This is a genomic window from Kitasatospora sp. NPDC005751, from assembly GCF_040630835.1.
In the GTDB taxonomy this organism is placed as follows: domain Bacteria; phylum Actinomycetota; class Actinomycetes; order Streptomycetales; family Streptomycetaceae; genus Kitasatospora.
This window is the reverse complement of record NZ_JBEXYC010000007.1, coordinates 46,373-59,858: the sequence shown is the minus strand read 5'-3', so window position 1 is coordinate 59,858 and position 13,486 is coordinate 46,373. Positions and strand designations below refer to the sequence as shown.

14 protein-coding genes are annotated in these 13,486 nt (G+C 74.8%); 7 read left to right on the top strand and 7 right to left on the bottom strand.

Annotated features, from left to right (window positions below; all coding sequences use genetic code 11):
• The first annotated feature begins 64 nt into the window (after window positions 1-64).
• From ABZ497_RS09970 to ABZ497_RS09950, 5 genes are all read left to right on the top strand, one after another.
• Window positions 65-1,006 (top strand): ABC transporter substrate-binding protein, encoded by a 942-nt coding sequence (locus ABZ497_RS09970; RefSeq protein ID WP_329490473.1) that lies wholly within the window; start codon window positions 65-67, stop codon window positions 1,004-1,006.
• A gap of 195 nt (window positions 1,007-1,201) precedes the next feature.
• Window positions 1,202-1,807, top strand: a complete 606-nt coding sequence (locus ABZ497_RS09965) for a hypothetical protein (RefSeq protein ID WP_329490472.1) — start codon at window positions 1,202-1,204, stop codon at window positions 1,805-1,807.
• A 247-nt stretch (window positions 1,808-2,054) separates the two neighbouring features.
• Entirely contained in the window at window positions 2,055-2,657 is a 603-nt protein-coding gene (locus ABZ497_RS09960; RefSeq protein ID WP_359804222.1) for a hypothetical protein, read from the top strand.
• A 458-nt stretch (window positions 2,658-3,115) separates the two neighbouring features.
• A complete protein-coding gene (locus ABZ497_RS09955; protein WP_359804221.1) occupies window positions 3,116-5,170 on the top strand; it encodes a glycosyl hydrolase family 18 protein in 2,055 nt (684 codons plus the stop codon).
• A 145-nt stretch (window positions 5,171-5,315) separates the two neighbouring features.
• Window positions 5,316-6,500, top strand: coding sequence for a hypothetical protein (locus ABZ497_RS09950; protein ID WP_359804220.1), 1,185 nt, complete (start codon window positions 5,316-5,318; stop codon window positions 6,498-6,500).
• A gap of 44 nt (window positions 6,501-6,544) precedes the next feature.
• On the opposite strand, the gene ABZ497_RS09945 is transcribed toward ABZ497_RS09950, so the two are convergent.
• From ABZ497_RS09945 to ABZ497_RS09925, 5 genes are all read right to left on the bottom strand, one after another.
• Window positions 6,545-7,834 carry a multidrug effflux MFS transporter gene (locus ABZ497_RS09945; RefSeq protein WP_359804219.1) on the bottom strand — a complete coding sequence of 430 codons (1,290 nt, stop codon included), beginning with the start codon at window positions 7,832-7,834 and terminating at the stop codon, window positions 6,545-6,547.
• A 131-nt stretch (window positions 7,835-7,965) separates the two neighbouring features.
• Window positions 7,966-8,448 (bottom strand): hypothetical protein, encoded by a 483-nt coding sequence (locus tag ABZ497_RS09940; protein WP_359804218.1) that lies wholly within the window; start codon window positions 8,446-8,448, stop codon window positions 7,966-7,968.
• Window positions 8,449-8,866: 418 nt separating this feature from the next.
• On the bottom strand, window positions 8,867-9,673 hold the full coding sequence (locus ABZ497_RS09935) for an ATP-grasp domain-containing protein (protein WP_359804217.1): 807 nt from the start codon (window positions 9,671-9,673) through the stop codon (window positions 8,867-8,869).
• Window positions 9,670-10,041 carry an ADP-ribosylation/crystallin J1 gene (locus ABZ497_RS09930; protein ID WP_329490464.1) on the bottom strand — a complete coding sequence of 124 codons (372 nt, stop codon included), beginning with the start codon at window positions 10,039-10,041 and terminating at the stop codon, window positions 9,670-9,672. The genes ABZ497_RS09935 and ABZ497_RS09930 overlap by 4 nt, the downstream gene beginning before the upstream one ends.
• 83 nt (window positions 10,042-10,124) lie before the next feature.
• Complete coding sequence (locus ABZ497_RS09925) at window positions 10,125-11,303, bottom strand: acyl-CoA dehydrogenase family protein (RefSeq protein WP_352287304.1); 1,179 nt, start codon at window positions 11,301-11,303, stop codon at window positions 10,125-10,127.
• A 120-nt stretch (window positions 11,304-11,423) separates the two neighbouring features.
• Here ABZ497_RS09925 and ABZ497_RS09920 point away from each other — a divergent pair, with 120 nt between their 5' ends.
• Both ABZ497_RS09920 and ABZ497_RS09915 read left to right on the top strand, forming a co-directional pair.
• Entirely contained in the window at window positions 11,424-11,960 is a 537-nt protein-coding gene (locus ABZ497_RS09920; protein WP_359804216.1) for a GNAT family N-acetyltransferase, read from the top strand.
• A 94-nt stretch (window positions 11,961-12,054) separates the two neighbouring features.
• Window positions 12,055-12,375 carry a hypothetical protein gene (locus tag ABZ497_RS09915; RefSeq protein ID WP_359804215.1) on the top strand — a complete coding sequence of 107 codons (321 nt, stop codon included), beginning with the start codon at window positions 12,055-12,057 and terminating at the stop codon, window positions 12,373-12,375.
• A 23-nt stretch (window positions 12,376-12,398) separates the two neighbouring features.
• Here ABZ497_RS09915 and ABZ497_RS09910 read toward each other — a convergent pair whose 3' ends face one another.
• On the bottom strand, window positions 12,399-12,707 hold the full coding sequence (locus ABZ497_RS09910; protein WP_329490460.1) for an AzlD domain-containing protein: 309 nt from the start codon (window positions 12,705-12,707) through the stop codon (window positions 12,399-12,401).
• Window positions 12,707-13,453, bottom strand: a complete 747-nt coding sequence (locus ABZ497_RS09905) for an AzlC family ABC transporter permease (RefSeq protein WP_359804214.1) — start codon at window positions 13,451-13,453, stop codon at window positions 12,707-12,709. The genes ABZ497_RS09910 and ABZ497_RS09905 overlap by 1 nt, the downstream gene beginning before the upstream one ends.
• Window positions 13,454-13,486 lie beyond the last annotated feature (33 nt).

The following is a 13,486-nucleotide window of genomic DNA, read 5'->3' as shown; positions in this document are numbered from 1 at the left end:
GCTCCGCAGGCTTGTCCCGCTCGTCCCACCGAGCATCTGCCGTCCCGAAAGGACACCAATCACCATGTCGACATCCGCACGCCGCCGAAGCGGCCGCCGGGCCCTGCTCCTCGGTACGGTCGCCGCGCTCGCCCTCGGCGCCACCGCCTGCTCCTCCTCCGGCGGCGACCCGCTCGGCGGCGGCGCCTCGGCCCCGGCCGGCGCGACGACCGGTGGCTCGGGCTCGACCGTGGTGGTCGGCTCGGCCAACTTCCCCGAGAACGTGCTCCTCGGCTCGATCTACTCGCAGGCGCTGAAGGCCAAGGGCGTCAAGGTCGAGGAGAAGTTCAACATCGGCAGCCGCGAGGTGCTCTACGGGCAGCTGCAGAACGGCAGCCTGACCGTGCTGCCCGAGTACAACGGCGCGCTGCTCTCCTACCTCGGCGGCAAGCCGGCCGCGACCAAGGACGAGGTCAACGCCGAACTGGCGAAGACGCTGCCCGCCTCGCTGGCCATCCTGGACTCCTCGCCCGCCGAGGACAACGACACCCTGAGCATCAGCCAGGAGAGCGCCGACAAGTACCAGCTGAAGAGCATCGAGGACCTGGCCGCCAAGGCGGGCGAGTTCACCATCGGCGGGCCGCCGGAGTTCAAGACCCGCCAGGAGCAGCCGCTCAAGGACGTCTACGGGCTGACCTTCAAGGAGTGGAAGCCGACCGGCGAGACCACCGCCAACGCGATCAAGGACGGCTCGATCCAGGTCGGCAACGTCTTCTCCACCGACCCGAAGATCGCCCAGCTGAAGCTCGTCCCGCTGACCGACCCGAAGCACCTGTTCGGCGCGCAGAACATCACCCCGCTGGTGAACAAGACGGCCGTCGACGCCCCCGCCGTCGCCGCGCTGAACGCCGTGTCGGCCAAGCTCAGCACCGACGGCCTGGCGACGCTGATGAAGAAGGTCGCGGTGGACAAGGAGGACCCGTCCGCCGTGGCCAAGGAGTGGCTGAAGGCCAACGGCCTGAGCTGAGCCGGGCGGCCGGACGGCCCGACCGGCAGTGACGGCGACCGGCGGACCGTACGCGCCGGGCCGACGGTACGAGCCGGCCGACCGTACGGCCGGTGACAGCACGCGGCGGCGGTCCGGGGGGCGACCCCCGGGCCGCCGCCGCTTCGCCGTCGGGGGATCTTCCCTTGAGCGGCGCGAACATGACAGTGTGGCGGAATGCGCACTCGTCTCCTCGCCGCCACCCTCACGGCGTTCGCCGCGGTGAGCCTGGCTGCCTGTTCGTCCGGCTCGGGTTCGGACGGATCCGCGGCCGGCTCCCCCACCACCCCGGCCGCCGCCACCGCGTCCGCACCGGGCACCCCCGCCCCCGGCGGTACCGCCGACCCCTCGGGCACCGGCGCGCCGGCCACCCCGACCGCACCCGGCGCGCCCGCCACGGGCAGCCCCGACGGGCCCGCGCCGGGATCGACCCCGCCCGCCACCCCCGACGCCCCCGACGCCCCCGCCACGTCGGCGCCGCCGAAGCCCGCGCCTCCGGCCGATGCCGGGCTGCCCGCCAAGCCGGGCTCGGCCGACGCCGCCAAGCTGGTCGCCGCGCTCGACGCGATCGACCCGGCGATCGTCGGCGGCAAGCCCGACGAGGCCGTCGACCGGGCCCGCAACCAGTGCCAGGCGATGTACCAGTTCCCCAAGGACCGGGCCAAGCTGGTCGAGCTGGTGAACCAGCGCTTCACCGCGCCCGACCACCCGCAGGGCTTCGGCGCCGAGAAGGCCGAGAAGATCATCGACGCCCTGCGCGCCACCCTCTGCCCGCCGGCCTGACGGTCCCGCACCACGGGCGGACCGCCCCGAGCCGCCCGGTGTCCTGAGCACCGGGCCCGCCGTGGCCGCGCGCAACGACCGGCGCGCGGCCACGGCACCAAGGCGGCGTGGCACCGTCCGGATCGCCCGCCGTGCGGCGGCGATTCCCGAACTGCCGTACGGGGTAGCGGTGCGAAGGTGTACGGTCGCTACCAGGTGAGCCGGGAAGACTGGTCGGCATGATGCCGACGCCTGCCCGAGGAGCACCGTGGCCACCGAGCCGAACGCCGCCGCCCCGCCACCCGCCGCCGCGACCACCGCGTCCGCCGCGTCCGCCGCCGCCGGGCGCGCCGAGCCCGTCGCGGACCGCCTCGGCCCGCTGGTCCGGGTCGACGGCCGCTGGATCCTGGGCGACCACCGACAGCGGGCCCACCTCACCTTCGAGCCCGAGGGCCTGGTGCACCGCGTCGTGGGCCGGGAGCCGCACCCGGTGGCCTGGGACCGGCTGATGGAGCTGGGCGTGGCGGTCACCGCCGACCGGTTCTCCAGCTCCAGGGTCGGCGGCCTGCTGAGCAGGACCCCGGGCATCACCACCCACGGCTCCTGCCTGCGGGCCATGGTCCGGCATCCCTACGACATGTGGTCGGCCGGGTTCAGCCACCACCGCGCGTTCTACCCCTCCCGCGAGATCGTGCTCCTGCAGTCGCTGCTCGGCCTCGTCGTCGACCGGAAGCGGGCCGAGCTGCTGGGTGACGACGCCTGGCTGACCACCGCCATCCGCGGGCTGGCGGCGCACCGCCCCGCCGTCCGGTGGCGCCGGCCGGACGGGGTCGCCGAGCTCGTCGACGAGCTGCTCGCACAGGCCTCCTGAGACGCTCCCGGCCCCGGCGGCGGCCCTCCCGCCGAGCCGCGCCCCTGGGGCCGGTGGGGCTCCGGCGGCGCCGCCCGCGCGGACCTGACGGTGCGTCCGGTGACCGCCCGACCCGTCCGCCGACGAACAGTTAGGACTCTTGACAGACGAGTGGTCTAGTCCAACCATAAGCATGTCGATCCGACCGGGATGCACTGTGGGGGTGTGACCACCGGCGGCTGAGGCATTGCCCTGCCCTGCTCCGCTCCACCCCCGACCCGCACGGCGCACGCCTGCCCACACACTGTCGTCCGCCCGTCCGGGTGGCACGGGGGCTCCGTACGCCCACCCGCCGCACGCCCCCACCACATTCCGCAGCATCCGCTCCGCAGCAATGCCAGCTGCGCGGTCCCACGGTTTCGCCGCGCAGCCCCGCTCTTCACCAACGTCTCGCCCCACCAAGTCTGTTGGAGAATTCCATGCGTCTACGCAGAACACTCCAGGCCGCCCTGACGGCCTGTGTCACACTGGCCGCGTCGGCCGGCCTGGTCGCCGTCGGGACGGCCTCGGCCGAAGCCGCCACCCCGCTGCCGACCCGGGTCTTCGCCCCGTACTTCGAGGCCTGGACGGGCGAGAGCCCGGCCGCGCTCGCCGCCCAGTCCGGTGCCAAGCACCTGACGATGGCGTTCCTCCAGGCCGCCACCAAGGGCTCCTGCACGCCGTACTGGAACGGCGACAGCTCGATGCCGGTCTCGCAGGCCACCTTCGGCGCGGACATCGCCACCATCCGGGCCAACGGCGGTGACGTGATCCCGTCGTTCGGCGGCTACACCGCCGACAACACCGGTACCGAACTGGCCGACAGCTGCACGGATGTCAACCAGATCGCGGCCGCCTTCGAGAACGTCATCACCACGTACGACATCAGCCGGATCGACCTGGACATCGAGGACAACTCGCTGACCAACACCGCGGGCATCGACCGCCGCAACAAGGCGATCAAGCTGGTGCAGGACTGGGCCGCCGCCAACGGCCGCTCGATCCAGTTCTCCTACACGCTGCCGACGACGACCAGCGGACTCGCCTCCAGCGGCCTCGCGGTGCTGAAGAACGCCGTCACGAACAACGCCCGGATCGACGTCGTCAACCTGATGACCTTCGACTACTACGACAACGCCGCGCACGACATGGCCGCCGACACCCAGACCGCGGCGACCGGCCTCTACAACCAGCTGGCCAAGCTCTACCCGACCAGGACCCCGGCGCAGCTGTGGGGTTCCATCGGCGTCACCGAGATGGTCGGCATCGACGACTTCGGCCCGGCGGAGACCTTCACCGTCGCCAACGCGACCGCGGTGTACAACTGGGCGGTCTCGAAGGGCATCAACACGCTGTCGTTCTGGGCCCTCCAGCGCGACAACGGCGGCTGCCCGGGCACCGGCGGGCGGGACGACTGCTCCGGGATCAGCCAGGGCAAGTGGGACTTCAGCCACATCTTCTCCCAGTACACCAGCAGCACCCCGGTGGGTAACGACTTCTCGGTCGCGGTGAACCCGAACTCCGGCACCGTGGCGGCCGGTTCCGCCACCAGCGCGACGATCTCCACCGCCGTGACGGCCGGCTCCGCCCAGAGCGTCAACCTCACCGTCACCGGCGCCCCGGCCGGCGTCACCGCCACCGTCACCCCCGGCAGCGTCACCGCCGGCGGCACCGCCACCCTGAACATCACCACCACCGCCGCGACCGCCGCCGGGACCTACCCGCTGACGATCACCGGCAACGCCACCTCCGGCAGCCACACCAGCAGTTACTCGCTGAAGGTGACGAGCACCCAGCCCGGCAACGACTTCTCGGTCGCGGTGAACCCGAACTCCGGCACCGTGGCGGCCGGTTCCGCCACCAGCGCGACCGTCTCCACCGCCGTGACGGCCGGCTCCGCCCAGAGCGTCAACCTCACCGTCACCGGCGCCCCGGCCGGCGTCACCGCCACCGTCACCCCCGGCAGCGTCACCGCCGGCGGCACCGCCACCCTGAACATCACCACCACCGCCGCGACCGCCGCCGGGACCTACCCGCTGACGATCACCGGCAACGCCACCTCCGGCAGCCACACCAGCACCTACAACCTCACCGTCACCGGGGTCACCCCGCCCGGCGGCCTGGTGAACGGCGGCCTGGAGACGGGCAGCCTCGCCCCGTGGACCTGCCAGAGCGGCGGCGCGGTGGTCGCCACCCCGGCCCACTCGGGCGCCCACGCCCTGCAGGCCGCGGCCACCGCCGGCCAGACCGGCCAGTGCCAGCAGACCGTGACGCTGTCGCCCAACACCTCGTACACACTGAGCGGTTGGGTCCAGGGCAGCTACGCCTACCTCGGCGTGAGCGGCGGCGCCACCGCCAGCACCTGGACGAACGCCTCCGGCTGGACCAAGCTGACCGTCCCGTTCACCACCGGCGCCTCCGGCACCGTGACGGTGTACCTGCACGGCTGGTACGGCCAGGGCAACGTCTTCGGCGACGACTTCGCCATCGCCTGATCCCGCCCGCGACACCCCACCGTCCCGTCGGGGGCGGCGCGACCTCCCGTCGCGCCGCCCCCGGCGGGCGTCCGTTCCACGAGCAGGACACGGCCGTCCCTCCGCCCACTCCCGGCCCATCAGTCATGTCATAGGATCACCGACCATGACGGACGGGGTGGGGACGACGGACAGCACGCGAACACCCGGCGGGGCTTCCCTCCCGCCACCGGCCGGAGCACCCGCCGACCCACCGCAGGCCGATCCGGCGCAGGCCGGCCCGCCCCGGACCGATCCCTCGCAGGCCGGGCCGACCGCCCGGGCGCCGTACGCCGGTGGCTCGCCGTACCTCGCCGGCCCCGCCGCCCCGCGGCAGCCCGACTGGGCGGCCATGGCCGAACAGCACGAGGAGGAGATCCGGCGCCGGAAGCGGCTGCGGGTGATCGGTGCCAGCGTGCTCGCGACCGCCCTGGTCGGCGGGATGACGGCGACGGCGATCACGGTCTCCGGCAGCTCCCGGAACGACCACCCGACCGGCACCGCCACGCTCCGGCCCGGCCCCACCGCCGACCCGACCGGCGCGGACACGGGCCTCACCACCGGGGCGGCACCGACCGCGACGGCCACCGCGCCGACCGGCGCGCCCGGCCCCACCGGCACCGCCCCCGGGAGCCCGACCCCCTCGCCCGGCAAGTCCGGCGGCAGGCCGAGCGGTACCGCCACCCCCGGCAAGCCCGGGGCGGGCGCCACCCAGGGCGCTCCCCCGCCCGCCGCGCCCCCGGCCGTGCCCCCCGCCGGTGCGCCCGCACCGGCGAGCAGCGCACCGCGCGACCCGCTGACGGTCATCTCCGAGGCCGCGACGGACACCGCCCCGCTCGACCCGGGCACCCTGTTCGCCGCCCCGAGCCTCACCGTGGGCGGGCGCACCTGGAACCGGATCGCCACCAGCAGCACGGACACCTGCTGGCAGGCCACCACCGGCGGCCTCGGCGACGTGGCGAGCGGTCAGTCCTGCCGCAAACTGCTGCGCGCGACGTACACCTCCGGCGACAGCGCGGTCACCGTCGGGGTCGCCGTCTTCGACCACAAGCCGCAGGCGGACGCCGTCGGCCAGGCCCACAAGGGCCAGATCCAGGGGCTGACCACACCCGCCGGCATCGCTTGGTGCGTGACCACGGGCTGCGCCAACACCCACACCACGATCGGCCGTTACGGCTACTACACCGTCTCGGGCACCTACCGCCCCGGCGGCACCACCCAGGACGCCGCCGCGACCGCGGCCGGCCCCGAGCTGGCCGCCTACGCCCGCACCCGCCTGCTCGCCCGCGGCCAGGCCGCCGTCGGCGTCTGACCCGACGGGGCGGCGGGCCGGCGGCGGCGTCCCACGCGCCCCCGCTATCCGGCCACCGCCGGGCGGCGGGGGCGGCAGAGCGCGAGGTAGGCGATGGCGGAGAGGGCGGCGCAGCCGAGGACGACCGCCGCCAGGAGCACCGCCGACGGCGTGCCGCCGAGGCTGCTGAGCGGCGCGACCAGCGCGCCGCAGAGGAACGTGCCGGTCCCGATGAGGGCGGAGGCCGAGCCGGCGGACCGCGGGGGGACCAGGCTGAGCGCCTGGGCGGCCGAGTTCGGGAGGATCACGCCGAGGCTGCCCATCAGGACGAAGAGCGCCGGGCAGATCCCGGCCAGGCCGAGGTCCCAGACCGCGGTGAGCAGGACGAGCGCCACCCCCGCGGCGACCGCCGTGCCGAGGCCGGCCAGCATCAGCGCGCCGGGGGTGAACCGGCGGGCGAGCACCCGCCCGTTCAGCTGGGTGACGCCCACGATGGCGAGCGAGTTGAGGCCGAACAGCAGGCTGTAGGTCTGCGGCGAGACGTGGTACACGTGCTGGAGCACCACCGAGGAGCCGCTGATGTAGCCGAACAGCGAGCCGAAGGCGAAGGTGCTGGTCAGGACGAGGCCCAGGAAGGGCAGGTTCCGCAACAGCCCCTTCATGGTGCGCAGCGTGGCCACGAGCCCGCCGCCGTGCCGGTCGGCGGGCGGCAGGGTCTCGCGCAGGGCCGCGAAGGCGATCAGGGTGAGCAGCAGGCCGAGTGCGGTGAGGGCGCCGAAGGTGCCGCGCCAGGAGGTGACGCGGAGCAGCTGGGCACCGACGACCGGGGCGAGGATCGGGGCGAGGCCGGATATCAGGCTGATCGAGGCCAGGAAGCGGAGCATCGCGACGCCCTCGAAGCGGTCCCGGGCGACGGCGCGGCCGATGACCAGGCCGGCCGCACCGGCCGCGCCCTGCACGAAGCGCGCCGCGATCAGCACCGGCAGGGTGGGCGCGAGCACGCACAGCACGCTGGCCAGGGTGTAGACCACCAGGCCGACGAGCAGCGGCGGCCGGCGGCCGAAGCGGTCGCTGAGCGGTCCGAAGATCAGCTGGCCGGCGGCGACCCCGAACATCGAGAAGGTCAGGGTGAGCTGGACGGCGGCCGGCTCGGCGGCGAAGTCGTCGGCGATCGCCGGCAGGCCGGGCAGGTAGAGGTCGGTGGTGAGCGGGCCGAGGGCGACCAGACCGCCGAGCACGGCGACGGTGCCGCGCCCCGGGGCGGCGGCGGTCCGGCCGGACCCGGTGGCCCGGGCCGCGGGCGCGGTCGACGTCTCGCCGGCGGGGCCGGCGGGACCGACGGTCGAACCAGGCATGGGGCTCCTCGGGGGCGGGCGCTGGACTGTCCTCGCTCCGTCCTACCCCAGCGGCCCGGCGGGGCGACACCCGGGGTGGGCCGCGCGGCCCACTCCCGCCCCCGGTGCCCGTCCGTCCGGTGCCCGGCTCCTCAGTGCTTGGCGGCCGACTGCGCGCGCAGGGCGGCCCGCACGGCGGCCCCGTCCTGCCAGGCGTAGAGCTGGTTGCCGGTCAGGGTGACGTTGTACTGCCCGCACGAGCCGGTGATCTTCGAGGAGACGCCCTGCGGGAACCAGCCGGCCTTCAGCGCGGCCGGCACCGGGTGGACGGCCCTGCCCGGCTGGGCGGTGACGCAGCCGGCCGGCAGCCGCCCGTCGGGCAGGGTGGCGCGCAGCAGGCGGTCGTCGCCGGTGGTCGACATCAGGTACTGGACGGTGGAGGCGTTGTCGGGCAGCCAGGACGGTACCGACTGCCGGTCGGCCTTGGCCGCGCTGCCGGTGCTGTAGCTGGCCTGCTCCTGGTGGCGGCCGTCGTACCAGTCGGAGACCCGCGGGCCGACCGCCACGGTGGCGACGGCGACGGCCATGCCCGTACCTGCGACTCCGAGCGCGACCTTGCTCACGATGCCGTTCATGCCCGCCCTGCCCTCTCCCTGTTCGGTCCCGTACCCGGTGCCCGGCGCTCCGCGTCGGTGCCCGGTCCACCGGGGTGTCTCCATCCTGACCCGCCGTGGGCTGCCGTGGCGTCACCACCAGGTCGCGACCGTCCCTCCGACCTTGGGGGTACCGTCTCCACCTTCAGGGGTATACGCGGCGCCGCCGTCTCGGGGTTCACCCCCGACAGGCCGGGGCGGGCGGGCCGTTCAGGGGCCGCCGGGGGGCGGCTCCCCGCCGGCGCGGGCACGGCGACCGGGAACGGCGGGCCGTCCAGAGTCCAGTGCGGGTCGATCGGCCGGCCGAGGGAGGCGTACACCTGGGCGGCGACGTCCGGGGGCCGGATCTCCCCGGTGGGCGGGGCGGCGGGGAGCGGACCGCGGGAGCGGACCGCGGGCCTCAGTCCGGCCCGGCGCCCGCCCGGACGAACCGCCGGTCGGCGGGCCGCAGCGCCGCGACCGGTCCGGCCGCCCGCAGCACCACGTCCAGCATCCGGGCCGGGTCGGCCGTGTAGGAGTGCGCGAACCACGGCATGTTCGCCTCGACGACGGCCCAGCGCTCGGCCGGGTCGTACGGGTCGAGCAGCGGGCCGACGTCCAGCGCCACCGCGCTGGGCAGGCCGTCCCCGGCAGCGGACAGCAGGCGGTGGGCGAAGCCGACGGCCTCCTCGGACACCGGCCCGGGGTCCAGCCGGCCGAAGCGGGCGTAGCGGCTGCCGGTGACCACCTCGCCGTCCAGGACGAAGAGCCGGTACTCGGACCCGAACGTCACCGGGTCGCTGACCAGGACGGGCGTGTCCGGTCCGATCCGCTCGCCGTGCCGGGGCAGCCGGGAGCCGTCGGCGTAGACGGCCGGCGGGAGGGACTTGTCGGCGGGCGGCTTCACGAAGGCCGGGCCGCGCAGCGTCCAGGCCTCGGCGAGGGTGGTCAGCTCGATCCGCCGGCCGGTGAACTCCTCGGGCAGCCGGGCCAGCCAGTCGTCCGCCGGTTCCAGCAGGGCGAGGCCGAGCCGGTCGGCGATCCGGGCGCCGGCGAGCGGACCGCCGAACCAGTGGACCGGACACCCGGCGAGCCGGTCGAGGACGTCGGGACCGGTGAGCCGGACGGTCGGCAGGCCGCGCGCGGCGGCGGCCTCGGCGAGCAGGACGGTCGTCCCGGTCTGCCGGTCCGGGGTGAGCAGCACGGGCGCGCCCGGTACGGCCGTCACGGCCGCGGCCGGAACTCGTGGACGACCTCGATGCGGCCGACGATGTGCCGGTTGAACTCCGCCAGCTCGTCGGCGGGCACCCAGAGTTCGAGGATGGTCCGGCCGCCGGCCTGCCGGACGGGGTAGCGGGCCAGGAAGGCGGTGTCGACCTCGAAGCGGGTGACGTAGCCGACGCCGGACGCGGGCACGTTCCAGTCCCGGGCGATCCGGATCGCGTAGTCCTCGTTCAGCACCGGGTAGAAGATCGGCTGGTCCGGCAGCCGGGGCGGCCAGGCCCGCCGGTCCGCCGCCTCGACCAGGGCCAGCTCCTCGGGCCCGGTGGGCCGCCAGAGGGTGGTGGTCGCGGGGGTGCGGGTCGGTCCGTTCATGGGAGCCGACGGTAGCCGGGCCGCCGCCGGCCCGGCCACCGGATTCCGGGCGGCGGGCCGGGGCGGCGGCCCCTGGGCGGCCGTCAGCGGTACGCCGACTCCCCGGTGATGGCCTCGCCGAGGACCAGGGTGTGGATCTCGCTCGTCCCCTCGTAGGTGAGCACCGACTCCAGGTTGTTGGCGTGCCGCAGCACCGGGTACTCGGTGGTGATGCCGTTGGCGCCGAGGACCGTCCGGGCGCTGCGGGCGATCTCCAGCGCGGCGCGCACGTTGTTGAGCTTGCCGAAGCTGATGTGCGCCGGGCGGGCGGCCCCCTCGTCCTTGAGCCGGCCGATCCGCAGGGCGACCAGGTACGCCTTCTCCACCTCCAGCATCATCTCGACCAGCTTCTGCTGGGTGAGCTGGAAGCCGGCGATCGGGCGCTCGAACTGCACCCGGCTCCCGGCGTAGTCGAGGGCGGTGGTGTAGCAGTCGCGGGCGGCGCCGACGGTGCCCCAGAGGATCCCGTAGCGGGCCTCGCCCAGCGAGGAGAGCGGCCCGCGCAGTCCGGTGACGCCGGGCAGCACGGCGTCGGCGGGCAGCACGACCTCGTCGAAGACCAGCTCGCTGGTGACGGAGGCGCGCAGCGACAGCTTGCCGTGCACGTCGGTGGCGGTGAACCCGGGGGTGCCGGGCTCGACCAGGAAGCCCCGGACGCCGTCCTCGGTCTGCGCCCAGACCACCGCGACGTCCGAGACGCTGCCGTTGGTGATCCACATCTTGGAGCCGGAGAGCACCCAGTCGCCGCCCCGGCGGCGGGCCCGGGTGCGCATGTTGGCCGGGTCGGAGCCGAAGTCCGGTTCGGTGAGGCCGAAGCAGCCGATGAGTTCGCCGGCGGCCATGCCCGGCAGCCAGCGCCGCTTCTGCTCCTCGGAGCCGTAGGCGTGGATCGAGCGCATCGCGAGCGACCCCTGGACGGAGACGAAGCTGCGCAGGCCGGAGTCGGCGGCCTCCAGCTCCATGCAGGCGACCCCGTAGGCGACGGCCGTGGAGCCGGTGCAGCCGTAGCCGTCGAGGTGCATGCCGAGCACGCCGAGGGCGCCCAGTTCGGGGGCGAGTTCGCGGGCCGGGAAGACCCCGCGCTCGAACCAGTCGCCGATGTGCGGGCGGATCCGCTCGTCGGCGAACTTCCGCACGGTGTCGCGGATCAGCCGCTCCTCGTCGGTCAGCAGGTCACCGACGGCGAGCAGGTCGGCCGGGTCGATCCGGGTCGGCTTCGCCATGGCAGCTCCTTGTAGTCTCGGCGGGCACCGGGCCGGGCCGGAAGAGGGGTGTCGGCCGCGGCGGGTACCGGCGAGTATTCCGTACGGAGCGGGCCTCCGGACGAGGGCGAGGGAGTGAGCATGTACACAATTGAACGGCTGACGGCGGACGCGCTGCTCGACTCGGCGGAGCAGCTGGCCGCGCTGCTGGCGGACACCGTCGCGGACGGCTCCTCGCTGGGCTTCCTCGCTCCGCTCGACCCCGCCGAGGCGACCGCCTGGTGGCGGGCGCTGGCCCCCGAGGTCGAGGCCGGGCGACTGCTGCTCTGGGTGGCCCGCGCCGACGCGGACGGCCGGATCGCCGGGACGGTCCAGCTGCGGCCGGCGGTCACCGCCAACGGCCGGCACCGCGGCGAGGTCGCCAAGTTGATGGTCCGCCGGGCGGACCGGGGGCAGCGGCTGGCCGGGCGGCTGCTGGCGGCGCTGGAGGCGGCGGGTACCGGGCACGGTTTGCGGCTGCTGGTGCTGGACACCGAGACGGGCAGCCCCGCCGAGCGGATGTACGGGGCGGCGGGCTGGACCAGGGTGGGGACCATTCCCGGCTACGCGACCGACCCGGCGGGTCAACTCCATCCGACCACCGTCTTCTTCAAGGCCCTCCCGGCCGCCGCCACCTGACGGGTCCTCCCCGTCCGGCGGACTCCTCCCGACCGCCACCCCCTAGGATGATCGTTTCAGCGGGGCGGACGGGAATCCGAACGAGGGGTGGGGCATGACGCGCTGGGCACTGGTCGTCCAGGAGACCGAAGGGGTCGGCAACGACCGGATCTGGGGCACCAAGGTGCTGGCCGAGATCGAGGGCAGCCGCGAGGAGGCGCTCGCCGAACTCCGGCGGCTCGTCCCGTCGTACACCCCGCAGCACCCGTTCAACAGCCGCCGGCGCACCCTGCTCCGGGACGGTGACACCTATCTGCTGATCTCCCAGGGCAGCATGCGGGACTACCACTGCGTGTTCCGGGTGTGGGAGCTGCTCTGGGACAGCGAGCGGCCCGAGATCCAGCAGGAGCGCCTGGGCAACGCCGCGCAGGGCTGAGCCGGCCGGTCCGGACGCCCGTCTCAGGCGACTCCACAGAGCCGCAGCAGCGCGGTGGTCGCGGCCCCCGCCACCACGACGAGCGGGAACGGCGCACGGCGCAGCGCGAGCAGCCCGGCCACCAGGACGCCGGACGGCCGGGCCCAGCCGGCGAAGCCGTGGCCCTGGGTGAGGGCGCCGGTGGCGACCAGCGCGACCAGCAGGACGGCGGCGGCCACCGCGAGCAGGTGGCGCAGCCGGTCGGAGAGGGTGAAGCGGTCGCCGAGGGCCGGGCCGGCGAGGCGGAACGCGTAGGTGCCGGCGGCGAGCAGGAGGACGGCGAGCAGTGGCATCAGTGGACTCCCTCGGCGGCGGGTGCGGGGCGCGGCGCGGCGGGGCCCTGGGCAGCCGGCTCCGGAGCGTTCGGCCGGCCGGACCGCGGCCCGGCGAACAGCAGGCCGAGCAGGGCCAGCAGCACGGGCAGGCCGGCCGGCAGGTACGGGGTGGCGGCGACCGCGACCACGGCTCCGGCCAGCGCGGCGGCCCGGGTCCGCCGGTCGGTGAGCGAGGGCAGCACCAGGGCGAGCAGGACGGCCGGGAAGGCGGCGTCGAGGCCGAGGGCGTCGGTGTCGCCGATGAGGCCGCCGGCCAGCGCGCCGACCACCACGGAGGCGTTCCAGACCACGAACAGCGCCACGCCGCAGACCCAGAACGCGGCGCGGCGCCGGCGCCGGTCGGACTGGAGCAGGGCGAAGGCGGCCGACTCGTCGGTGAGCAGTTGGGCGCCGAGCAGCCGCCGCCACCACGGGCCGTCGAGCACGTCGGAGACGGTGAAGCCGAAGGGCAGCAGTCGGGCGTTGAGCACCAGGCCGGTGGCGACGGCGGCGAGCGCGCCGCCGCCGGAGAGCACGACGCCGACGGCGGCGAACTGGGCACCGCCGGCGAAGACGAACACCGACATGGCGATCGGCAGCCAGAGCGGCAGGCCACCGGAGACACTGATGGCACCGAAGGAGGCGCCGACCAGGGCGTCGGCGACGCAGACCAGGGCGATGTCCCGCAGCGTGGCACGGTCGAGTGTTCGGAGGAGCGAACGCATGTCCAGTAGAGTGAACCCGAAAGCTGTCGTTCG